At 72.0% G+C, this 22,499-nt stretch carries 17 protein-coding genes; 7 read left to right on the top strand and 10 right to left on the bottom strand.

Annotation, left to right across the window (positions count from 1 at the left end; all coding sequences use genetic code 11):
* The first annotated feature begins 124 nt into the window (after positions 1 to 124).
* The 3 genes from ACZ4V6_RS20195 (at position 125) to ACZ4V6_RS20205 (ending at position 3,494) form a co-directional block, all read left to right on the top strand.
* A complete protein-coding gene (locus ACZ4V6_RS20195) occupies positions 125 to 1,228 on the top strand; it encodes an ABC transporter substrate-binding protein (protein ID WP_467829645.1) in 1,104 nt (367 codons plus the stop codon).
* Positions 1,229 to 1,413: 185 nt separating this feature from the next.
* On the top strand, positions 1,414 to 2,205 hold the full coding sequence (locus ACZ4V6_RS20200) for an ATP-binding cassette domain-containing protein (protein WP_467829126.1): 792 nt from the start codon (positions 1,414 to 1,416) through the stop codon (positions 2,203 to 2,205).
* Complete coding sequence (locus tag ACZ4V6_RS20205) at positions 2,202 to 3,494, top strand: sugar ABC transporter permease (RefSeq protein WP_467829128.1); 1,293 nt, start codon at positions 2,202 to 2,204, stop codon at positions 3,492 to 3,494. The genes ACZ4V6_RS20200 and ACZ4V6_RS20205 overlap by 4 nt, the downstream gene beginning before the upstream one ends.
* Positions 3,495 to 3,619: 125 nt before the next feature.
* On the opposite strand, the gene ACZ4V6_RS20210 is transcribed toward ACZ4V6_RS20205, so the two are convergent.
* Positions 3,620 to 5,140, bottom strand: a complete 1,521-nt coding sequence (locus ACZ4V6_RS20210) for a chitinase (protein WP_467829131.1) — start codon at positions 5,138 to 5,140, stop codon at positions 3,620 to 3,622.
* Positions 5,141 to 5,517: 377 nt separating this feature from the next.
* On the opposite strand from ACZ4V6_RS20210, the gene dxs reads away from it, so the two are divergent.
* Both dxs and ACZ4V6_RS20220 read left to right on the top strand, forming a co-directional pair.
* Complete coding sequence (gene dxs, locus ACZ4V6_RS20215; RefSeq protein WP_467829133.1) at positions 5,518 to 7,449, top strand: 1-deoxy-D-xylulose-5-phosphate synthase; 1,932 nt, start codon at positions 5,518 to 5,520, stop codon at positions 7,447 to 7,449.
* Positions 7,450 to 7,584: 135 nt separating this feature from the next.
* Positions 7,585 to 9,096 (top strand): amino acid permease, encoded by a 1,512-nt coding sequence (locus ACZ4V6_RS20220; protein ID WP_467829136.1) that lies wholly within the window; start codon positions 7,585 to 7,587, stop codon positions 9,094 to 9,096.
* Positions 9,097 to 9,287: 191 nt separating this feature from the next.
* Here ACZ4V6_RS20220 and ACZ4V6_RS20225 read toward each other — a convergent pair whose 3' ends face one another.
* Positions 9,288 to 9,662 carry a PIN domain-containing protein gene (locus tag ACZ4V6_RS20225; protein ID WP_467829137.1) on the bottom strand — a complete coding sequence of 125 codons (375 nt, stop codon included), beginning with the start codon at positions 9,660 to 9,662 and terminating at the stop codon, positions 9,288 to 9,290.
* 68 nt (positions 9,663 to 9,730) lie between these two features.
* On the opposite strand from ACZ4V6_RS20225, the gene ACZ4V6_RS20230 reads away from it, so the two are divergent.
* Positions 9,731 to 10,747, top strand: coding sequence for a PLL family lectin (locus ACZ4V6_RS20230; RefSeq protein ID WP_467829139.1), 1,017 nt, complete (start codon positions 9,731 to 9,733; stop codon positions 10,745 to 10,747).
* Between the two features lie 133 nt (positions 10,748 to 10,880).
* Here the strand turns inward: ACZ4V6_RS20230 and ACZ4V6_RS20235 are convergent, their stop codons facing one another.
* The 5 genes from ACZ4V6_RS20235 to ACZ4V6_RS20255 all read right to left on the bottom strand — a co-directional run bounded on the left by ACZ4V6_RS20235 (position 10,881) and on the right by ACZ4V6_RS20255 (position 17,581).
* The gene (locus ACZ4V6_RS20235) at positions 10,881 to 13,010 is read right to left on the bottom strand and encodes a 3-hydroxyacyl-CoA dehydrogenase NAD-binding domain-containing protein (RefSeq protein WP_467829142.1); all 2,130 of its coding nucleotides are present in this window, start codon (positions 13,008 to 13,010) and stop codon (positions 10,881 to 10,883) included.
* Positions 13,007 to 14,224 (bottom strand): thiolase family protein, encoded by a 1,218-nt coding sequence (locus ACZ4V6_RS20240; protein ID WP_077797937.1) that lies wholly within the window; start codon positions 14,222 to 14,224, stop codon positions 13,007 to 13,009. The genes ACZ4V6_RS20235 and ACZ4V6_RS20240 overlap by 4 nt, the downstream gene beginning before the upstream one ends.
* A gap of 215 nt (positions 14,225 to 14,439) precedes the next feature.
* The gene (locus tag ACZ4V6_RS20245) at positions 14,440 to 15,732 is read right to left on the bottom strand and encodes an HRDC domain-containing protein (RefSeq protein WP_467829145.1); all 1,293 of its coding nucleotides are present in this window, start codon (positions 15,730 to 15,732) and stop codon (positions 14,440 to 14,442) included.
* 145 nt (positions 15,733 to 15,877) lie between these two features.
* Positions 15,878 to 16,540, bottom strand: a complete 663-nt coding sequence (locus ACZ4V6_RS20250; RefSeq protein ID WP_077797935.1) for a response regulator transcription factor — start codon at positions 16,538 to 16,540, stop codon at positions 15,878 to 15,880.
* A 363-nt stretch (positions 16,541 to 16,903) separates the two neighbouring features.
* Positions 16,904 to 17,581: a DUF3000 domain-containing protein gene (locus tag ACZ4V6_RS20255; protein WP_467829149.1), complete on the bottom strand. Its 678-nt coding sequence runs from the start codon at positions 17,579 to 17,581 to the stop codon at positions 16,904 to 16,906.
* Positions 17,582 to 17,765: 184 nt separating this feature from the next.
* On the opposite strand from ACZ4V6_RS20255, the gene hemE reads away from it, so the two are divergent.
* Positions 17,766 to 18,833, top strand: a complete 1,068-nt coding sequence (hemE, locus tag ACZ4V6_RS20260) for a uroporphyrinogen decarboxylase (protein WP_467829151.1) — start codon at positions 17,766 to 17,768, stop codon at positions 18,831 to 18,833.
* A 37-nt stretch (positions 18,834 to 18,870) separates the two neighbouring features.
* Here the strand turns inward: hemE and ACZ4V6_RS20265 are convergent, their stop codons facing one another.
* The 3 genes from ACZ4V6_RS20265 to ACZ4V6_RS20275 form a co-directional block, all read right to left on the bottom strand.
* Positions 18,871 to 19,332, bottom strand: coding sequence for a hypothetical protein (locus tag ACZ4V6_RS20265; protein ID WP_467829154.1), 462 nt, complete (start codon positions 19,330 to 19,332; stop codon positions 18,871 to 18,873).
* 706 nt (positions 19,333 to 20,038) lie between these two features.
* A complete protein-coding gene (locus tag ACZ4V6_RS20270) occupies positions 20,039 to 20,866 on the bottom strand; it encodes a rhomboid family intramembrane serine protease (protein WP_467829156.1) in 828 nt (275 codons plus the stop codon).
* A 199-nt stretch (positions 20,867 to 21,065) separates the two neighbouring features.
* Complete coding sequence (locus ACZ4V6_RS20275; protein ID WP_467829158.1) at positions 21,066 to 22,490, bottom strand: FAD-dependent oxidoreductase; 1,425 nt, start codon at positions 22,488 to 22,490, stop codon at positions 21,066 to 21,068.
* Positions 22,491 to 22,499 lie beyond the last annotated feature (9 nt).

The following is a 22,499-nucleotide window of genomic DNA, read 5'->3' on the forward strand; positions in this document are numbered from 1 at the left end:
GGCACCGTTGCCATCTCGTTAAGGATTTACTTCTTGACGTCGCACGTGCGGCCGAGTTGACTTCCAGCCACCTCGGCCGCAACGACGCGGCCTCGTCAGGGAGGTTTCTGAAGTGAACACGCGTATGCGTCGTGCCGCCGTCGCCGTCGCCGCCACCGCGATGGCCGTCTCGCTCGCCGCTTGCGGCAGCGCCAAGGAGTCCGGCGACAAGACCGACTCGTCCGACTCCGCCGCCAAGAAGGGCGACGCGATCAAGATCGGTCTGCTCCTTCCCGAGAACCAGAACGCGCGGTACGAGAAGTTCGACAAGCCCTTGATCGAGAAGAAGGTCAAGGAGCTCACGAACAACAAGGGCGAGGTCGTCTACGCCAACGCCAAGCAGGACCCCACGCTGCAGTCGCAGCAGGTCGACACCATGGTGACCAACAAGGTCGACGTGCTGATCCTGGACGCGGTGGACTCCAAGGCCATCGCGGGCTCGGTCAAGAAGGCCAAGGACCAGGGCATCAAGGTCGTCGCCTACGACCGCCTCGCCGAGGGACCGATCGACGCCTACACCTCGTTCGACAACGTGACCGTCGGCAAGACGCAGGGCGAGGCCCTGCTGAAGGCGCTGGGCGACAAGGCCAAGGACGGCCAGATCGTCATGATGAACGGCTCCTCCACCGACCCGAACGCCAAGCAGTTCAAGGAGGGCGCCCACTCCGTCCTCGACGGCAAGGTCAAGATCGGCCGCGAGTACGACACCAAGGAGTGGAAGCCGGAGAACGCCAACGCCAACATGGAGGGCGCCATCTCCGCCCTCGGCAAGGACAAGATCGTCGGCGTCTACTCCGCCAACGACGGCATGGCGGGCGGCATCATCACCGCCCTGAAGGCCGCCGGCATCAGCAACGTCCCGGTCACCGGCCAGGACGCCGAACTCGCGGGCGTGCAGCGCATCCTCACCGGCGAGCAGTACATGAGCGTCTACAAGTCCTACCCGCAGGAGGCCACGGTCGCCGCCGAGATGGCCGTCGCCCTCGCGCAGGGCAAGGGCGTGGACTCCATCGCCAAGGACAAGGTCGACAGCGCCACCACCAAGGGCGTCCCGACGGTGCTCATCCCGGTCGTCTCGCTGACCAAGGACAACATCAAGGACACCGTCGTCAAGGAGGGTTACTACACCCTCGACGAGATCTGCTCGGGCAAGTACAAGGCCGCCTGCGACAAGGCCGGCCTGAAGTAGGCAGCCCCGCTCCCCGTACCGCCGCGAGCGCGTACGGGGCCGGCCGCACGCAGCTTCCTCCGGCGTCCCGCACTCATCAGCCCCGCAAGCTACGCGGGGCGCCGGACGGAACACCCCGCGGGTGTCTCCCGCCCCCCCACCCAGTCGTTCTGCACAACCTCCCGCCGGGTCAGGCGGCGAAGGAGATGGTTCACGTGTCCGCTACGCCCGTGCTGGCGTTGCGCGGGGTCTCCAAGCGATTCGGTGCCGTCCAGGCGCTCACCGACGTAGAGCTTGAGGTCCACGCCGGTGAGGTGGTCGCCCTGGTCGGCGACAACGGTGCCGGAAAGTCCACGCTGGTCAAGACGATCGCCGGCGTTCACCCCATCGATGAAGGCGCCATCGAGTGGGACGGCAAGCCCGTCTCCATCAACAAGCCGAACGACGCCCAGAACCTGGGCATCGCGACGGTCTACCAGGACCTCGCGCTGTGCGACAACATCGACGTCGTCGGCAACCTCTACCTCGGCCGGGAGCTGCGCAAGCGCGGCGTCCTGGACGAGGTGGAGATGGAGCGCCGCTCCCGAGAGCTGCTGGACACGCTGTCCATCCGCATCCCCAGCGTCCGCATCCCGATCGCCTCGCTCTCCGGCGGTCAGCGCCAGGTCGTGGCGATCGCCCGCTCCATGCTCGGCGAGCCCAAGCTGGTCATCCTCGACGAGCCCACCGCCGCCCTCGGCGTCGAGCAGACCGCCCAGGTCCTCGACCTGGTCGAGCGGCTGCGCGAGCGCGGCCACGCCGTCATCCTCATCAGCCACAACATGGCCGACGTCAAGGCGGTCGCCGACAAGGTCGCCGTCCTGCGCCTGGGCCGCAACAACGGCGTCTTCGAGGTCAAGTCGACCTCGCAGGAGGAGATCATCTCCGCCATCACGGGCGCCACGGACAACGCCGTGACCCGTCGTGCGGCGCGCACCAATGGGGAGATCAAGAAGTGAGCATCGACAAGACCTCCACCCCCGCCGGGGACCACGCGGTCGAGAACCCCGAGGCCGCCTCCGCCGCGGTCCCCACCGTCGACCCCCGACTGCTGGTGCGCGAACAGGGCTTCGCGGGCTACGTGGGCGAGTTCAAGCGGAAGATGAAGGCGGGCGACCTCGGGTCCCTCCCGGTCGTCGTCGGCCTGCTGATCATCTGGGCCATCTTCACCAGCCTGAACTCCAACTTCCTCACCGCCGGCAACTTCTCCGACATGTCGGTCGCCATGGTCGGCACCGGCATGATCGCCGTCGGCATCGTCTTCGTGCTGCTGCTGGGCGAGATCGACCTGTCGGTCGGCTCGGTCAGCGGTGTCGCCGGCGCCACCTTCGCGGTGCTGAGCGTCACGCACGGGATGAACGAGATACTGGCCCTGGTGCTGGCCGTCCTCACGGGCACCGTGGCCGGCGCGATCCACGGCTTCGTCTTCGCGAAGATCGGCGTCCCGGCCTTCGCCGTCACCCTGGCCGGCCTGCTGTTCTGGCAGGGCTTCATGCTGCAGATCCTCGGCAGCAACGGCACCATCAACCTGGACGCCGACGGTGTGGTCGCCAAGCTGACCAGCTACTACTTCAGCGACGTGGCCGCCGCCTACGGCCTGGCGATCGTCGTGACCGCGGGGTACTTCCTCACCGCGTTCTTCGACAACCGCCGCCGTGCCGCCGCCGGGGTGCCGTCCCGGCCGCTCAGCGAGATCATCGTCCGCACCGTGCTGCTGGCCGTGCTGGCCTTCGCCGTGGCGATCGTCTTCAACCAGTACAAGGGCCTGCCCCTGGCCGTGGTGATCTTCCTGGCGTTCCTGGCGCTCACGGACTTCGTGCTGCGCCGCACCGCCTACGGCCGCAAGATCTACGCGCTCGGCGGCAGCGTCGAGGCGTCCCGCAGGGCCGGCATCAACGTGGACCTGGTCCGCATCTCGGTCTTCGCGATCGCCGGCACCTTCGCGGCGATCGGCGGCCTGTTCGTCGCCTCGAAGATCGCCTCCGCCAACCAGGGCGCGGGCACCGGCGAGTTCCTGATGAACGTCATCGCCGCGGCCGTGATCGGCGGCACGTCCCTCTTCGGCGGCCGCGGCCGCACCTGGGACGCGCTGCTCGGTGTGATGGTCATCATCTCGATCCAGTACGGCCTCGCCCTGCAGGGCATCGCCTCTCCGGTCCAGTACATGATCACCGGTGGCGTCCTGCTGGCGACCGTCGTCATCGACGCGGTCACCCGCAAGACGCAGAAGACGGCCGGCCGCGCCTAGGGGTTTCTGTCCGGATCGGCCCGATCCGGACGGCGCTCCCCGACCGCACGGCCGTCCACGGTCCGCCCGCCCCACCCGGCTGAGCCACGGGTGGGGCGGGCGGACCGCTTTTCGCACGCGGTGCGTCAGCAGGCCCCGAGGTCCTGCCAGACACCCCACTGGCCGGTGGTGCCTGGCTCCTCGCCCGTCGTCCACCACTTGGCCTTCCAGGTGTGGCCCTTGTGCGACACCTGCTGCCCGCCCGTGTAGACCGTGGCCGAGGCCCACGGGGCCGCCGTGCACTGGCTTCCGCCGCCGGTGACGGTGAGGGCGTAGGCGGTGCTGTGGCTGCCGGACGGGCCGGTGCCGGTGACGGTGACGGAGTAGGTCCCCGAGACGGTCCCCGAGGTCGTGGCGAGGGTCAGCGTCGACGAGCCGCCGGCGGTGACGGAGGCGGGGCTGAGGGTCGCGGTGACCCCGGCCGGGACGCCGCTCACGCTGAGCCTGACCGTCTCCGCCTGTCCGGCCGTGACCGCGGTCTTCACCGTGGTGGTGGCCGATGCGCCCGCGGTCACCGTGCCGGAGGCCGGGGTGGCGGAGAGGGAGAAGCCGTTGCCCGGGGTGCTGCTGCCGCCGGTGAACGGCGCGAAAATGCGCGAGAAGTCCCAGGTGTTCTGCTGGATGCCGGAGCAGTTGTCCGCGGCGGCGCCGCCCGGGCAGCCGCCGTTGTCCCGCTGGAGCGCCCAGAAGGAGAGCGTGTCGATGCCCTTGGCGACGGCCCAGTCGTAGACCGTGCGGGCGTTGTCCAGGGTGAAGGTCTCCGCCGGGCCGAAGTCGTCGACGCCGATCATCTCGGTGACGCCGATCATGCCCCAGAGCTGGGCGTCGGTCCTGCCCGGGTAGAGCCGGGCGAGCTGGTCGTGCAGGCCCTGGGCCGCGGTCTGGGTGTCCCGGGCCATGTCGTGCTGCTGGTTGTCGTAGTAGTCGAAGGTCATGAGGTTCACGACGTCGACCCGGGTGCCGTTGCGCACGGCGTTCTCGAGGACCGCGAGACCGCCGGCGGCTAGTCCGCGGGTGGTCGTCGGCAGGGTGTAGGAGATCTCCACCTGGCGCCCCTGGGCCGCGGCCCGGTCCTGGACCAGCTTGATGGCCTTGTTGCGCCGGTCGATGCCGGCCGCGTTGTCCAGGGCGTCGACCTCGATGTCCATGTCGAGGCGGGAGACGTCGTAGGTGGTGATGACCTTCTCGTACGCGGCGGCGATCTGCTGGACGTCGGTGCAACTGTCGGCGATCTCGGTGCCGGTGGTGTCGGCCGTGTAACCGCCGAACGAGGGGATGACGTCGCCGCCGTTCGCCTGGATGGTCCTGATGTCGGCGCCGAAGGTCGCCGGGGCGACCGGCATCGAGGTGTCGCCGTTCCAGTACGGGGTGCAGGAGCCCTTGGCGGCGGTCTGGAGGAAGGCCATGGTCAGGTGCTTGGCACCCGACTGCGCGGCGAGGGCGGCGGGGCTCTCGCCGGTCCACGCCTCGAAGTACGGCGCGAAGACCCGGTCGGGCAGCGGGGTCGCCGCCTGGGCCGTGCCGGTGCCCGCCAGGGCGAGGCCCACCGCGGCCGCGGTGGTGACGGCCGCGGTGAGGGCCGCGCGGAAGGAACGCATGCGTCTCATGTCAGTCCCGGTGTGAGTGGGGGTGGATCGCCGATCCCCTTGCTGTGCTGGGGAGTTGCGGCTATCGGGATATCGCCCGGACAGCGGGGGGCGCAATGGTCTGGACCAAAATGGGACTAGACCAATCCTCTCGGCCGCCCGCCCCTCTCCCGCGCGACGTGGCCCCCGGGGGACTGGACCACCCCGGGTAAAGAGGTCATCAACCCCGGTCCGGCAAAACGGAAGGAACGGGAGAAAGCGCTCGTGGTGACGTAGAAGCCGCCGTCGTTGGGTACGGCCGTACGCGTGATGTACGACGCACCGCCCGGACACGTTCCGCCGGAGCGGAACATTAGACTCGACGAGCCCGGCAACAGCTCTACTTCAAGGAGGCACGGGTGCCGCTGCTGACCCGCATCACGGGACCGCGCGATCTGGACCGGCTCAGCCTGGAAGAGCTGGGCCGGCTGGCAGAGGAGATCCGGACCTTCCTCGTCGACGCCGTCTCCAAGACCGGCGGCCACCTCGGCCCCAACCTCGGCGTGGTGGAACTCACCATCGCCCTGCACCGCGTCTTCGAGTCCCCGATCGACAAGGTGCTCTGGGACACGGGCCACCAGTCCTACGTGCACAAGCTGCTCACCGGCCGTCAGGACTTCTCGAGGCTGAAGATGAAGGGCGGCCTGTCCGGCTACCCCTCGCAGGCCGAGTCCGAGCACGACGTCATCGAGAACAGCCACGCCTCCACCGTCCTCGGCTGGGCCGACGGCATCGCGAAGGCCAACCAGGTCCTGGGACACTACGACCGGCACGTCGTCGCGGTCATCGGTGACGGCGCGCTCACCGGCGGCATGGCCTGGGAGGCGCTGAACAACATCGCCACCGCCAAGGACCGCCCCCTCGTCATCGTCGTCAACGACAACGAGCGCTCCTACGCCCCCACCATCGGCGGCCTCGCCAACCACCTGGCGACCCTGCGCACCACCGACGGCTACGAGCGCTTCCTGGCCCGCACCAAGGAGGTCCTGGAGCGCACCCCGGTCGTCGGCCGCCCCCTCTACGACACCCTGCACGGCGCGAAGAAGGGCCTGAAGGACTTCATCGCCCCGCAGGGCATGTTCGAGGACCTGGGCCTGAAGTACGTCGGCCCCATCGACGGCCACGACATCGAGGCCCTGGAGTCCGCCCTCACCCGCGCCAAGCGCTTCGGCGGCCCCGTCATCGTGCACTGCCTCACCGAGAAGGGCCGCGGCTACCAGCCCGCCCTGGCGGACGAGGCCGACCGCTTCCACGCCGTCGGGAAGATCCACCCCGACACGGGCCTGCCCATCTCCACCTCCGGCGCCGACTGGACCTCCGTCTTCGGCGACGAGATGGTCAAGCTCGGCGAGGAGCGCGAGGACGTCGTCGCCATCACCGCGGCCATGCTCCAGCCGGTCGGCCTCGACAAGTTCGCCAAGGCCTTCCCCGACCGCGTCTACGACGTCGGCATCGCCGAGCAGCACGGCGCCGTCTCCGCGGCCGGCCTCGCGCACGGCGGCGTCCACCCCGTCTTCGCCGTGTACGCCACCTTCCTCAACCGCGCCTTCGACCAGGTGCTGATGGACGTCGCCCTGCACAAGTGCGGCGTGACCTTCGTCCTGGACCGGGCCGGTGTCACCGGCACCGACGGCGCCTCCCACAACGGCATGTGGGACATGTCGATCCTCCAGGTCGTCCCCGGCCTCAGGCTCGCCGCCCCGCGCGACGCCGACCAGGTCCGCGCCCAGCTGCGCGAGGCCGTCGAGGTGGACGACGCGCCGACCGTGGTCCGCTTCTCCAAGGGCGCCGTCGGCCCCGCCGTGCCCGCCGTCGGCCGCGTCGGCGGCATGGACGTGCTGCGCGCCCCCGGCACCGACACCCCGGACGTCCTGCTGGTCTCCGTCGGCGCCCTCGCGCCGATGTGCCTGGAGATCGCCGATCTGCTGAACAAGCAGGGCATCACCACCACCGTGGTCGACCCCCGCTGGGTCAAGCCCGTCGACGAGGCCATGGCCCCGCTCGCCGAGCGCCACCGCGTGGTCGTCACCGTCGAGGACAACTCGCGCGTCGGAGGCGTCGGCTCCGCCGTCGCCCAGGCCCTGCGCGACGCGGGCGTCGACGTACCGCTGCGCGACTTCGGCATCCCGCCGCGCTTCCTCGACCACGCCTCCCGCGCCGAGGTCCTGACCGAGATCGGGCTCACCGCGCCCGACATCGCCCGCCAGGTCACCGGCCTGGTGGCCAAGCTCGACGGCCGGTACGAGCGCACGGCCGCCGAGGCGGACCCGGTGGAGGCCGCGCGCGACTGACGTAGAGCCGGACGGGCAGGTTCTCCAGGCATTGCGGTGGTGAAACCTGCCCATCCGCGTGAATCCGCTCACGCCCGGGCATACGCACTACGCCCCTCACGATCATGTCGAGGACGGCAAGCGTCGGAGGTACCCGTGAGCAGCAGTCTCTTCAGGACCAAGAACATCGAGCAGTCCATCCAGGACACGGAGGAACCGGAGCACGCGCTCAAGAAATCCCTGTCCGCGCTGGATCTGACCGTCTTCGGCGTCGGTGTCATCATCGGCACCGGCATCTTCGTGCTGACCGGCACGGTCGCCAAGAACAACGCCGGACCCGCCGTCGCCCTGTCCTTCGTCGTCGCCGGTGTCGTGTGCGCGCTCGCCGCGCTGTGCTACGCGGAGTTCGCCTCCACGGTCCCGGTGGCCGGCTCCGCGTACACCTTCTCCTACGCCTCGCTCGGCGAACTGCCCGCCTGGATCATCGGCTGGGACCTGGTCCTGGAGTTCGCGCTCGGCACGGCGGTGGTCGCCGTCGGCTGGTCCGGCTACATCCGCTCCTTCATGGACAACGCCGGCTGGCGGTTCCCCGAGGTCCTCGGCGGCCGGGAGGGCGCCGACGGATTCGGTTTCGACATCCTCGCCGCCGCCCTGGTACTGGTGCTCACCGGCATCCTCGTCCTCGGCATGAAGCTGTCGGCCCGCATCACCACCATCGTCGTCGCCATCAAGGTGACCGTCGTCCTCATCGTGATCATCGCGGGCGCCTTCTTCGTCAGCGGCGCCAACTACGACCCGTTCGTCCCGGAGCCGCAGCCCGTCGAGGCGGGCGGGGGCCTGCACTCCCCGCTGATCCAGCTGATGTTCGGGTGGGCGCCGTCCAACTTCGGCGTGATGGGCATCTTCACCGCGGCGTCGGTCGTCTTCTTCGCCTTCATCGGCTTCGACATCGTCGCCACGGCCGCGGAGGAGACCAGGAACCCGCAGCGCGACATGCCCCGCGGCATCCTCGGCTCCCTGCTCATCTGCACCGTCCTGTACGTCGCCGTCTCGATCGTCGTCACCGGCATGCAGCACTACACGAAGCTGTCCGTCGACGCCCCGCTCGCCGACGCCTTCAAGGCGACCGGGCACCCCTTCTTCTCCGGCGTGATCAGTTTCGGCGCCGCCGTCGGCCTGACCACGGTGTGCATGATCCTGCTGCTCGGCCAGACCCGGGTGTTCTTCGCGATGAGCCGCGACGGACTGCTGCCGCGCTTCTTCTCCGTGGTGCACCCGAGGTTCCGGACCCCGTACCGGCCGACCATCCTGCTCGGCGTGATCATCGCGATCGTCGCGGGCTTCACCAGCCTCAGCGAGCTCGCCGAGCTGGTGAACATCGGCACCCTGTTCGCCTTCGTCGTCGTCGCGATCAGCGTGATCATCCTGCGCCGCACCCGCCCCGACCTGCCGCGTGCCTTCCGCACCCCGATGGTCCCGCTGCTGCCGATCGTGTCGGTGGCCGCCTCGCTGTGGCTGATGCTGAACCTGCCCGCCGAGACCTGGGTCCGGTTCGGCATCTGGATGGTGATCGGCTTCGTCGTCTACTTCCTCTACGGCCGCACCCACAGCCGCATGGCCCGCGGCGAGGACGCCCCGGCCGAGCGGTCCGGCGGCAGCACCCCGTAGCCACGCCGCGCACCGCACCGGCCCCGTACGCCCCTTGTCCCCGGGCGTGCGGGGCCGGACGGCGTACGGCCGGGCACGCGCGTCCGTACGCCCCGTCACGTCCCGCCGCGACCGTGCCGGGCGCCGGCCACCGGACGCGTCCGCCGCTCCCGCTCGCGGTACCGGCCCGCGCCGGCCGCCCGGGGCGGTCGTCAGGCCGGCCTGACCGTCCGGGGGCCCGCCACCTCCGCGCCCAGCTCCGTCACCCGGCGGCGCAGCTCGCGGTCCGCCGTCACCAGCAGGACGGGACGGTCGCCGGCCCGCGCGACCAGCTCGACCATGTGATCGTCCCCGCTGCCCGGCGCCGCCTCCACCCGTACGCCGGGCACGGAGTCCACACCACGGGCCGCGCCCTCGACGACGAGGACGATCTCCACCGGGCCGGGACGGCCCGGGACCCCGTCCGCCGCCAGCCGGTCGCGCAACCGCTCCGCGGCCCCGCGCCGGTCCCGCCACCATCCGTCGGGCACGGACCCCACGACGTTCGCGCCGTCGACGATCACGAGGAGGTGGCCGCTGTCGCTCATGGAGCCAGGGTCGCACGCGGCTCCACCCGGCCGGAGCGGGCCGGTCGACCGCATCATAAAATGATCAGGTGAATGGCGAGTGGCTCATACGCGGCCGGGACGGCCGACTCAGCGTCTACCTGGTCACCCAGGACGCTGTCCTGTGCCGTGCGGAACAGGTGCCCGGCGGTGCCTGGGACGCCCCGCGCAGGACGGGCGGGGACCAGCGGCTGCACCCGGGCCTGGCGGTCGGCCAGGGCGCCGACTCCTACGCACACCTGGTCGCCTGGCGGCCCACGACGCCCGGTGAGTCCGGACTGGTGCACTCCACCCACTTCCGGCCCCTGCTGGCCGCCCTGGACTGGGAGCCCGTCGGCCACCCGAACGGCAAGGGGGACCGCACCAGCAGGCCCGCCGTCGCGGTCGACGACCAGGGCCGCGCGCACGTCTTCGTGCGCAACGGCGGCGGCGGGCTCAGCGTGCGGGTCCAGAAGCAGAAGGGCGGCTGGGACCCGTGGCGCGACCTCAAGAGCGCCCAGCTCCAGGACGCGCCCGTCGCGGTGGCGGGCAGGACGGGACGCATCGAGGCGTACGCCTCCCGTCCCGGGAAGATCGTGCACTGGCGCCAGGACGAGCCCGGGGCCGGCTTCCGGATGGCGGACACGGTGGACGCCGAGGTCCGCCCGGGCACCCTGCGCGCCCTGGCCACCTCCGACGAGAACACCACGCTGTTCTTCACCGACACGTCCGGCACCCTCTGTGCCTGGCGCCCCGGGGCCGCTCCCGTGCCCCTGCTCCCCGCGGCGGGCCCCGGCCCGGTAGCGGCCGTCCGCTGCGAACTCGACGGCCGCGACTGCACGTTGCTGGCCCAGTGCACGCCCTCCGGCCGGGTCGCCTTCGCGGCGTACCCCGCCGAGCAGGAGTCGGCGGGCGCCTGGTGGACCGAGTCCGGGCCACGACTGCCCGCCGACGCCGAGGTCTCCCTCGCCCTGGACGCCGGCGACCGGGTGGTGGCGGCGGCCCTCTCCCCGTCGACGGGACAACTCCTGCTGACCCGCCGCAAGGACGAGCCGGGACTGGCGCTCACGGCGTGGCAGGCGGTCTGACGGAAGCGGAGCACCCGGCCCACCGCCTCCACCGCCTTCGGCGCGGAGGTCCTGTCGGTGCCCACGTGACCGAAGGGGGCGGGCCGCACGGATCGTCACCGTGCGGCCCGCCCCCTGTGCCAGGGGCGTTCCCTTACGCCGGAACGCTCGCCACGCCCGGCTCCAGGAACCGCTTCCCGTTCACCCGCTCCGACACGCCCTCGCGGTCCAGGTACGGCGTGATGCCGCCCAGGTGGAAGGGCCAGCCGGCGCCGGTGATCAGGCAGAGGTCGATGTCCTGGGCCTCGGCGACGACGCCCTCGTCGAGCATCAGGCCGATCTCCTGCGCCACCGCGTCCAGGACGCGGGTGCGGACCTGCTCCTCCGTCAGGACGGTGTCGCCCTGCCTCAGCAGCGCGGCGACCTCCGGGTCGAGCTCCGGCTTGCCGCTGTCGTAGACGTAGAAGCCGCGCTTGCCCGCCTCGACGACCGCCTTCAGGTTCGGGGAGACCGTGAAGCGGTCCGGGAACGCGCCGTGCAGCGTCTCGGAGACGTGCAGGCCGATCGCCGGGCCGACCAGCTCCAGCAGGACCAGCGGGGACATCGGCAGGCCGAGCGGCTCCACCGCCTTCTCCGCCACCTCGACCGGCGTGCCCTCGTCGATGACGTTCTGGATCTCGCCCATGAAGCGGGTCAGGATGCGGTTCACGACGAACGCCGGGGCGTCCTTGACGAGAACGGCCGTCTTCTTCAGCTTCTTGGCCACCGCGAACGCGGTCGCCAGCGAGGCGTCGTCGGTCTGCTCGCCGCGCACGATCTCCAGCAGCGGCAGGATCGCGACCGGGTTGAAGAAGTGGAAGCCGACGACCCGCTCGGGGTGCTGCAGCTTCGACGCCATCTCCGACACCGACAGGGAGGACGTGTTCGTCGCCAGGATCGCGTGCGCCGGGGCGACCGCCTCGACCTCCGCGAACACCTTCTGCTTGACGCCCATCTCCTCGAAGACCGCTTCGATGATGAAGTCGGCGTCCGCGAAGCCCTCGGCCTTGTCCAGGACACCCGTCACCAGGGCCTTCAGGCGGTTGGCCTTGTCCTGGTTGATACGGCCCTTGCCGAGCAGCTTGTCGATCTCGGCGTGGACGTAGCCCACGCCCTTGTCGACGCGCTCCTGGTCGATGTCTGTGAGGACGACCGGGACCTCCAGACGGCGCAGGAAGAGCAGAGCGAGCTGGGAGGCCATCAGGCCGGCGCCGACGACGCCCACCTTGGTGACCGGGCGGGCCAGCGACTTGTCCGGGGCGCCGGCGGGGCGCTTGCCGCGCTTCTGCACCAGGTTGAAGGCGTAGATGCCGGAGCGCAGTTCGCCGCCCATGATCAGGTCGGCCAGCGCCCGGTCCTCGGCGTCGTAGCCCTGCTGGAGGTCGCCGTTCTTGGCGGCGGCGATGATGTCCAGGGCGCGGTAGGCGGCCGGGGCGGCACCGTGCACCTTGCCGTCCGCGATGGAGCGGCCGCGCGCGACGGCCCGGTCCCAGGCCTCGCCGCGGTCGATCGCCGGACGCTCGACGGCGATCTCACCCTTGAGGACGGACGCCGTCCAGATCAGCGACTGCTCCAGGAAGTCCGCACCCTCGAAGATCGCGTCCGCGATCCCGAGCTCGTAGACCTGCCCGCCCTTGAGCTGCTTGTTCTGGTTGAGGCTGTTCTCGATGATGACCGAGACGGCCTTGTCGGCGCCGATCAGGTTCGGCAGCAGCGTGCAGCCGCCCCAGCCCGGGACCAGACCGAGGAAGACCTCGGGCAGCGAGAACGCGGGGAGCGCCGCCGACACCGTGCGGTAGGAGCAGTGCAGGCCGATCTCGACGCCGCCGCCCATGGCCGCGCCGTTGTAGTACGCGAAGGTCGGCACGGCCAGCGTCGCGAGGCGCTTGAAGACGTCGTGGCCGCCCTTGCCGATGGCCAGCGCGTCCTCGTGCCGCTTCAGCAGCTCGACGCCCTTGAGGTCGGCGCCGACCGCGAAGATGAACGGCTTGCCGGTGACGCCGACGCCGACGATGTCGCCGTCCGCGGCCTCCTTCTCGACCTGGTCGATCGCGGCGTCGATGTTCGCCAGCGACTGCGGGCCGAGGGTGGTCGGCTTGGTGTGGTCGTGACCGTTGTCCAGGGTGATCAGGGCGAAGCGCCCGGCGCCCAGGGGCAGGTCGAAGTGGCGCACGTGCGCCTGCGTGACGACCTCGCCGGGGAACAGCTCGGCCGCACCCTTCAGCAGCTCTGCGGTGGTGCTCACTTGTCCCCCTCGAAGTGCGGGTTCTCCCAGATGACCGTCGCGCCCATGCCGAAGCCGACGCACATGGTGGTCAGGCCGTAGCGGACGTGCGGCTGTTCCTCGAACTGGCGGGCCAGCTGCGTCATCAGACGGACGCCGGAGGAGGCCAGCGGGTGGCCGAAGGCGATGGCGCCGCCGTACTGGTTGACGCGCGCGTCGTCGTCGGCGATGCCGTAGTGCTCCAGGAACGCGAGGACCTGGACGGCGAAGGCCTCGTTGATCTCAAACAGGCCGATGTCCGAGATGGACAGGCCCGCCTGGGCGAGGGCCTTCTCCGTGGCCGGGATCGGGCCGTAGCCCATGACCTCCGGCTCGACGCCCGCGAAGGCGTACGAGACGAGGCGCATCTTGACCGGCAGGCCGTTCTCGCGGGCGAAGTCCTCGCTCGCGATGAGGGACGCGGTGGCGCCGTCGTTCAGACCGGCCGCGTTGCCCGCGGTGACCCGGCCGTGCACGCGGAACGGCGTCTTCAGACCGGCCAGGTTCTCCAGCGTGGTGCCCGGGCGCATCGGCTCGTCGGCGGTGACCAGGCCCCAGCCCGTCTCACCGCCCTCGGGGCTGGTGCGGCGCACCGAGATCGGCACCAGGTCGGCCTGGATCTGGCCGTTGGCGTACGCCTTGGCGGCCTTCTCCTGGGAGCGCACGGCGTACTCGTCGGCGCGCAGCTTGGTGATGCTCGGGTAGCGGTCGTGCAGGTTCTCGGCGGTCATGCCCATGAACAGGGCGGACTCGTCGACCAGCTTCTCGCTGACGAACCGCGGGTTCGGGTCGACGCCCTCGCCCATCGGGTGGCGGCCCATGTGCTCGACGCCGCCCGCGATGGCGACGTCGTACGCGCCGAAGGCGACCGAACCGGCCACCGTGGTGACGGCGGTCAGGGCGCCCGCGCACATGCGGTCGATGGAGTAGCCCGGGACCGAGGTGGGCAGGCCCGCGAGGATGCCGGCGGTGCGGCCGATGGTCAGGCCCTGGTCACCGATCTGCGTGGTCGCGGCGACGGCGACCTCGTCGATCTTCTTGGGGTCGAGACCGGGGTTGCGGCGCAGCAGCTCCCGGATCGCCTTCACGACCAGGTCGTCGGCGCGGGTCTCGTGGTAGATGCCCTTCGGGCCCGCCTTGCCGAACGGGGTGCGGACGCCGTCGACGAAGACGACGTCCCTGACGGTACGAGGCACGATGGCTCTCCTCCAGGGTGCGGGATGGCACTGCACTGCTGCGGCACGCTGAGCGTGCGCTCAGGCCCATGCTACTTATGAGTAACGTAGCTGCCCAGCCCCCCGGGCCCAAGCGGCGAAGGTCACACCCGCAGGCCGGGCGGACATCACCCCGTCGGCGGTACCCGCGGGGCGGGGCGCCGCCGGAACGGTCCCGCGCCCCCGCCCCCCGTCCGTCAGGCCTGCTCCGCCTCCCGGGCCAGGGCCGCCACCAGTACCGGCGTCACCTGTTCCACCTGCCAGGGCCGGGCGCCGTGGGCGGTGAGGGCCGCGGCCACGGAGTCCCGGTCGGCCGGCTTCGGCGGCTCCCAGCAGACCCTGCGCACGGTGTCCGGGGTGATCAGGTTCTCCTGCGGCATGTTCAGTTCCTCGGCCAGTGCCGACACCTCCGCCCGCGCCGCGGACAGCCGGGCGGCGGCCGCCGGGTCCTTGTCGGCCCAGGCGCGCGGCGGCGGGGGACCGGTCACCGGCTGGCCCGGCTGGGGCAGTTGCGACTCCGCGAGGCCCTTGGCCCGGTCGACCGCGGCCTGCCACTGCTCCAGCTGCCGGCGGTTCACCCTCCCGAAACCGCCGAGCGCCCCGAGCGCGTGCGCGTTGGCCGGCAGGGCGAGCGCGGCCTCCACGATGGCCGCGTCCCCGAGCACCTTGCCGGGGGAGACGTCCCGGCGCTGGGCGATCCGGTCCCGGGTCTGCCACAGCTCCCGGACGACGGCGAGCTGCCGGCGCCGGCGCACCTTGTGCATGCCGGACGTGCGGCGCCACGGGTCCTTGCGGGGCTCGGGCGGCGGGGCCGAGGCGATCGCGTCGAACTCCTGCCAGGCCCACTCCAGCTTGCCCTGCCGGTCCAGTTCCTTCTCCAGCGCGTCGCGCAGGTCGACGAGGAGCTCGACGTCGAGGGCGGCGTAGCGCAGCCACGGCTCGGGCAGCGGGCGGGTCGACCAGTCGACGGCCGAGTGGCCCTTCTCCAGGACGAAGCCCAGCACGTTCTCGACCATCGCGCCGAGGCCGACCCGGGGGAAACCGGCGAGCCGGCCGGCCAGCTCGGTGTCGAAGAGGCGGGTGGGGACCATCCCTATGTCCCGCAGGCAGGGCAGGTCCTGGGTGGCCGCGTGCAGCACCCACTCGGCTCCGGAGACCGCCGCGCCCAGCTCCGACAGGTCGGGGCAGGCCACGGGGTCGATGAGCGCGGTGCCCGCGCCCTGGCGGCGCAACTGCACCAGGTAGGCGCGCTGGCCGTAGCGGTAGCCGGAGGCGCGCTCGGCGTCGACGGCGACGGGGCCGCTGCCGGCGGCGAAGGCGGCGGTCACCTCGGCGAGGGCGGCCGCGTCGGCGATCACCGGCGGAACTCCCTCGCGCGGTTCGAGCAAGGGGGTCGGCGCCTGACCCGCAGAAGATCCGGCGTCGTCCGGAGGGGCGCCTCCGGTGGTTCGCAGGGAAGGGTCTGCTGCGGTTTCGTGGGCGTCGGTCACCGGTCAAGGGTATCGGTGTATGCCCGGTACCCGCCGACGGAACGTTCCGTCGGCGGATACCGGGGGATCGTGAACCGGACAGGCCGGTGAAAGACCGGGCTCATGGGGGAGGGGGTGGTCGGGGAGCGGACGGGGGTCGGGGCGGTCAGTGGATGATGCCGGTCCGCAGGGCCACCGCCACCATGCCGGCGCGGTCTCCCGTGCCGAGCTTGCGGGCGATGCGGGCCAGGTGGCTCTTGACGGTCAGGGCGGACAGGCCCATGGAGACGCCGATCGCCTTGTTCGACTGGCCCTCCGCGACCAGTCGCAGCACCTCGACCTCGCGGCCGGAGAGCTCGCGGTAGCCGCCCGGGTGGCTCGGGGCACCCGGGGGGCGGCGGTGCAGTCGGGCGGCGGCGCCCCCGATGGGGGCGGCACCGGGCCGGGTGGGGAGCCCGATGTTGGTGCGGGTGCCGGTGACGACGTAGCCCTTCACACCGCCGGCGAGGGCGTTGCGGACGGCGCCGATGTCGTCGGCGGCGGACAGGGCGAGCCCGTTGGGCCAGCCCGCGGCGCGGGTCTCGGACAGCAGGGTGAGGCCGGAGCCGTCGGGGAGGTGGACGTCTGCGACGCAGATGTCACGGGGGTTGCCGATGCGGGGACGAGCCTCCGCGACGGACGAGGCCTCGATGACATCGCGCACACCGAGCGCCCAGAGATGGCGGGTGACGGTGGAACGGACGCGCGGGTCGGCCACGACCACCATGGCGGTCGGCTTGTTCGGGCGGTAGGCGACCAGGCTTGCGGGCTGCTCGAGGAGAACGGACACCAGGCCTCCTGGGGTGAGGGACGGGGCCGGCTCCTGGGGGACGAAGCCGGGACGAACCGTGCTTTCAAGGTCACAGTCGTCTTCGGCACCGAACCCGTCCGCCTTTAGGGAATGATCACGATCTGGTGAGTAACAATCCGAGCAATTCGGACACGCGGTCGATCATTCGAAGATCGAACGGTTTCAATCTCTGTCGATACGAGGCCGAAAGTGGCCGTATCGACAAAGTGACCGAAGGGTCGGCGTGCGTCCACGGCGTGATCGGCCGACACCGGCTCCCGGCGGGACCGCGGACCTGGCGGAACCGTGGCCCTGGCGTGACTGCGGTCCTGGCGGAACCGTGCCCCTGGCGGGACTGCGGCCCTAGCGGGACTGCGGTCCGCGCCGCTGCGGCAGCGTGACGATCGACGCGTCGCCCGGACCGGCCGGCGGCAACCCCGCGACCTGGGCCAGCAGATCGCACCACGACGCGAGATGGGCGGCGGTGTCCGGCACCCCGCCCAGGCCCTCGCGGGGCGTCCAGGAGGCCCGGATCTCGATCTGCGAGGCGGGCGGACGCGCCGACAGCCCGCCGAAGTAGTGGGAACTCGCCCGGGTGACGGTGCCGCTGGGCTCGCCGTAGGTCAGGCCGCGCGCCTGGAGGGCGCCCGTGAGCCAGGACCAGCACACGTCCGGCAGCAGCGGATCCGCGGCCATCTCCGGCTCCAGCTCGGCGCGCACCAGGGTGACCAGCCGGAAGGTGCCCCGCCAGGCGTCGTGGCCGGCCGGATCGTGCAGCAGCACCAGCCGCCCGTCGGCCAGGTCCTCGTCACCGTCGACGACCGCGGCCTCCAGCGCGTACGCGTACGGCGCGAGCCGCTGCGGCGCACGCGTCGGCTCCACCTCGACCTGCGGCCGCAGCCGCGCGGTCCTGAGGGCGTCGACGGCGGCCGTGAACGGCGGCGGTGCCCCACCGCCCGGTTGCCGCGCGCCCCCCTCGGCGTCCTTCGGTTCGTCCATTCCGCCAGCGTCGTCCGACAGTCGTCCCTGAGCCGCAGCCATGCGGGGAAGATTAAGCGGAACGGCGTCCCGGCGCAGGGAGGAACACCCGCGTGCGGGCGCGATGTCCGGATCACGTGGTATCGCGGGGGCGCGCCGGGACCCCGGCGGGGGTGCGCGCGCCCCGGCCCCGCCCGCCCGCACCCGGGGGCGGGCGCGGGCCCGGGGACATGCGAGACTTGCCGCTGTGAGTGCCAACCAGAGCCCCGCGGGCAAGCAGCCGACCGCCACGTACGACTCCGCCTTCCTCAAGGCGTGCCGGCGTGAGCCGGTGCCGCACACGCCCGTGTGGTTCATGCGGCAGGCCGGCCGCTCACTGCCGGAGTACCGCAAGGTGCGCGAGGGCATCCCGATGCTCGAGTCCTGCATGCGGCCGGAACTGGTCACCGAGATCACCCTCCAGCCGGTGCGCCGGCACGGCGTGGACGCGGCGATCTTCTTCAGCGACATCGTGGTCCCGCTCAAGGCCATCGGCATCGACCTCGACATCAAGCCGGGCATCGGCCCGGTCGTCGAGAAGCCGGTCCGCACCCGCGAGGACCTGGCCCGGCTGCGCGACCTGACCCCCGAGGACGTCTCGTACGTCACCGAGGCGTACGGCCTGCTCACCCGCGAGCTCGGCGCCACCCCGCTGATCGGCTTCGCGGGCGCCCCGTTCACCCTCGCGAGCTACCTCGTGGAGGGCGGCCCGTCCCGCAACCACGAGCACACCAAGGCCCTCATGTACGGCGACCCCGAGCTGTGGGCCGACCTGCTGGACCGGCTCGCCGACATCACGGCCGCCTTCCTCACGGTGCAGATCGAGGCGGGCGCGAGCGCCGTCCAGCTCTTCGACTCCTGGGTCGGCGCCCTCGCCCCCGCGGACTACCGCCGCTTCGTGCAGCCCGCCTCCCGCAAGGTGTTCGAGGCCGTCGCCGGGTACGGCGTGCCGCGCATCCACTTCGGTGTGGGCACCGGCGAGCTGCTCGGCGACATGGGCGAGGCCGGCGCGGACGTCGTCGGCGTCGACTGGCGCGTCCCGCTGGACGAGGCCGCCCGCCGCGTCGGCCCCGGCAAGGCGCTCCAGGGGAACCTGGACCCCGCCGTCCTCTTCTCCTCCCGAGAGGCGGTCGAGGCCAAGACCCGCGAGGTCCTCGACGCGGCGGCGGGCCTGGAGGGCCACGTCTTCAACCTCGGCCACGGCGTCCTGCCGTCCACCGACCCGGACGCGCTGACCCGGCTCGTGGAGTACGTCCACACCCGAACCGCCCGCTGACCCCCGCGCACCACCCGCGCGGCGCGCGCCGCGCGGGTCAGGCGGCGAGCAGCACGGCGACGACCTGGGCGGCGAGCAGTCCCCCGTAGAAGCAGACCGGGGTGGGCGAGAACGCCGCCTTCACCGCTCCCGCGCGTTCCCGGCCCGGCTCCACGTCCATCGCGAACGGCTCCACGGCCACCTCCGGACGCCGCACCCGGTCGTACAGGCGCCGGTACAGGCGCTCCCGGTACATGAAGTAGCCGTCGAGGAGCCAGAACGCCAGGACCGGCGCCAGACTGACCGCCGCGACGGCCCGGTCGTCGGCGCGGACGGCGAACGCGAGCAGCGCGCCGGTGACCGTCAGCGACCAGCCCTTGATCAGGAACGAGTTGTTGCCCATCCGGGCCACGACCATCTGGATCAGCTCGAGATGCTTGATCCGGCCTTCGTCCAGCACCGGGCCGTCCCCCGCCGCCATCGGTTCCCCCAAGCCGTCGACCAGTCCGGCCCGGAGCATACCCGCCCCCGCGGGGGCGGCGGTCGAGGTCTCCTTCGCGCCCACCGGCATGCAGGCCGCCGCCGACACTGCCGGAAACCGGCAATGCGCGCACGGGGGCCGCCCGGGCAGCATGGACCGCGGGGAGCACATCGGATGGTTCCGGTGCCGGTCACACGGGTGGCCGACGCCGGAACCCGGGGGGAGGCCGGGCGATGCGGACGGTGATCACGGCCGCCACCGGCCCGCCCACCCTCGTGCTGACCGCGGCCCTCGTCGTGGTCGTGTGCTTCTGGCTGCTGGTCGCCGCGGGAGCGGCCCGCGCCGACGCCTTCGACACGGACCTGGATCTGCGCGCATGGCGCATGGACGGGGTGCCCGTGTCGGTCGCGCTGTCCCTGCTGACGTCGCTCGCCTGGTGCGCGGGCGTCGGCGCCGCCGTCCTGCCGGCCCTCGTCCTGCCGCCGGGGCCCGGCACCGGACTGCCGCGCCTGCTCCTCCCCTTCGCGGCCCCGTTCGCCGCCTGGCCGGCCACCCGGCTGCTCGTACGCCGGCTGCGCCCGCCCCGCCCCGCCGCACCCGCCCCGGAACGTTCCGGCGGCAGGCGCCCGGACCCCCGCCGGGAAACCGCGCGCGACGCCGTGTCCGGGGCGTACGGCCGTACGGAGGGCGCGCACCGCGCGGACCGGGCCGCCGGAGCGGGGCCTCCCGCGGCGCCCGGGTCCCGCTACCAGCCCGGTCGCGCCCGTCTGCCGAACAGCAGTCCGCGCGGCTCCGGCGGGGGCGGAGTACCGGGCCGCAGCGGCCAGGCGAGCAGCATGCCGGCCAGGAAGCCGACGACATGGGCCATGTACGCCACGGTGCCCGCGTCGGTGACGGCCCCGCCGGACGAGTAGACCGCCTGGAGCCCGAACCAGAAGCCCAGCACGATCCAGGCCGGCAGACGCAGCGGCAGGAAGATCAGGAAGGGGACGAGGACCCAGACGCGGGCCTTGGGGTACAGCACCAGATAGGCGCCGAGCACCCCGGCGATCGCGCCCGACGCGCCGATCAGCGGAGCGGTCGAGTCCGCGTCGAAGAGGGCGAAGCCGTAGGTCGCCGCGTAGCCGCACACGCCGTAGAACAGCAGGTAGCGCAGGTAGCGCAGGTGGCCCATGCGGTCCTCGACGTTGTTGCCGAAGATCCACAGGAAGAGCATGTTGCCCAGCAGGTGCAGCCAGCCCCCATGCAGGAACATCGCCGTCAGGACGCTCAGCTCGGGGGACTTGTCGTAGTCCGGCGGGCCGATCACGCAGCCCGGCCCCCGCGGGCCCACCCCGGTCTCGCCGGTCGGCACCAGCCGGGGCAGCCGGTGCTGCAGCAACTCCTGGGGCACCGCCGCGTAGTGGTCCAGGAACGCCTGGAGATGGCACATCTGCGCGAGACCGCCCCCGCCCGTCACCGAACCGGTCATGCCGGGGGTGAACAGGAAGACCAGGACGTTCGCGAGGATCAGGGCATACGTCACCCAGGGCGTACGGCGCGCCGGGTTCACGTCATGGACGGGGATGACCACGGGTCACTACTGCCCGCTCGACGGGCGGTGAATCGGTACGCCCCCCGAACACCCCCGTCCGTGGGCGCGCACGTCCTCCCGACCGCCCCGGCGCCGGCGACCGCCCCGGCGTCCGTGCCGTCCCCGCCCTCGCGCTCCCCGGCCGAGCGGGCGCGGCAGGCCGGCGGCCGGACCGACGGCGCGGTGCGACCCGGGGCCGTCAACGGCGCTGTTCCACCGCCCTCGCCGCCTTGCGGGCCGCCACCAGCACGGGGTCCCACACCGGGGAGAACGGCGGCGCGTACCCCAGGTCCAGGGACGTCATCTGCTCCACCGTCATCCCGGCGGTGAGGGCCACCGCGGCGATGTCGACCCGCTTGCCCGCGCCCTCGCGGCCGACGATCTGCACGCCGAGCAGCCGACCGGTGCGCCGCTCGGCGAGCATCTTCACCGTCATGGGGGAGGCGCCCGGGTAGTACCCGGCGCGGCTGGTGGACTCGACGGTGACCGAGACGAACCGCAGTCCCGCCCGCAGCGCGTCCTTCTCGCGCAGCCCGGTCCGCGCGATCTCCAGGTCGCAGACCTTGCTGACCGCCGTGCCGACCACGCCCGGGAAGGTGGCGTAACCCCCGCCCGCGTTGGTGCCGATGACCTGCCCGTGCTTGTTGGCGTGCGTGCCCAGCGGGATGTGCCGCTCCTGCCCGGAGACCAGGTCGAGCACCTCCACGCAGTCGCCGCCGGCCCAGACGTTCTCGTGCCCGCGCACGCGCATCGCCAGGTCGGTCAGCAGTCCGCCGTGGGCGCCGAGCGGCAGACCGGCCCCGGCGGCGAGCGAGGTCTCGGGGCGCACGCCGATGCCGAGCACCACCACGTCCGCCGGGTACTCGGCGTCCTCGGTGGCCACCGCGCGGACCCGGCCGTCGTCACCCGTCAGCACCTTGGTGACCTCGGCGTCGTTCACCATGGTGATGCCGAGGCCCTCCATCGCCTCGCGCACCATCCGGCCCATGTCCGGGTCGAGCGTCGACATCGGCTCCCGGCCGCGGTTGACGACCGTCACCTCGTACCCGCGCTTGATGAGCGCCTCGGCCATCTCCACGCCGATGTACCCGGCCCCGACGACCACCGCGTGCCGTCCCCGCGTGCGGGCCAGCGTGTCGAGCAGCGCCTGCCCGTCGTCGAGGCTCTGCACCCCGTGCACGCCGGGCGCGTCGCCCCCCGGCATGTCGGGGCGGATCGGACGGGCGCCGGTCGCGATCACGAGCTTGTCGTACGGCGTCCAGGTCTCCGCGCCCGAATCGACGTCACGCGCGCGCACCCGCCCGCCGTCGACGTCGATCTCCGTCACCTCGGTGCGCATCCGCAGGTCGATGCCGCGCGAGCGGTGCTCCTCGGGCGTGCGGGCGATCAGACGGTCCCGTTCGGGGACGTCGCCGCCGACCCAGTAGGGGATGCCGCACGCCGAGAACGAGCTGAAGTGACCGCGCTCGAACGCCACGATCTCCAGTTCGTCCGGATCCCTCAGCCGGCGTGCCTGCGACGCCGCGGACATCCCCGCGGCGTCGCCGCCGATCACGACCAGCCGCTCCCGCGCGCTCCTCGCGCCGCCGGCCCCGTCCGTCCCGCTCGCACCGCTCATGCTCATGCGAACACG

This window comes from Streptomyces sp. NPDC029152, assembly GCF_055564355.1.

What these genes read in the sequence shown, in the direction of transcription:
- ACZ4V6_RS20195 (WP_467829645.1), top strand. Translation starts at nt 125, where the DNA reads ATGCGTCGTGCCGCCGTCGCCGTCGCCGCCACCGCGATGGCCGTCTCG.
- ACZ4V6_RS20200 (WP_467829126.1), top strand. Translation starts at nt 1,414, where the DNA reads ATGGTTCACGTGTCCGCTACGCCCGTGCTGGCGTTGCGCGGGGTCTCC.
- ACZ4V6_RS20210 (WP_467829131.1), bottom strand. Translation starts at nt 5,140, where the DNA reads ATGAGACGCATGCGTTCCTTCCGCGCGGCCCTCACCGCGGCCGTCACC.
- ACZ4V6_RS20225 (WP_467829137.1), bottom strand. Translation starts at nt 9,662, where the DNA reads ATGAGCGACAGCGGCCACCTCCTCGTGATCGTCGACGGCGCGAACGTC.
- ACZ4V6_RS20255 (WP_467829149.1), bottom strand. Translation starts at nt 17,581, where the DNA reads ATGGCTGCGGCTCAGGGACGACTGTCGGACGACGCTGGCGGAATGGAC.
- ACZ4V6_RS20265 (WP_467829154.1), bottom strand. Translation starts at nt 19,332, where the DNA reads ATGCTCCGGGCCGGACTGGTCGACGGCTTGGGGGAACCGATGGCGGCG.
- ACZ4V6_RS20275 (WP_467829158.1), bottom strand. Translation starts at nt 22,490, where the DNA reads ATGAGCATGAGCGGTGCGAGCGGGACGGACGGGGCCGGCGGCGCGAGG.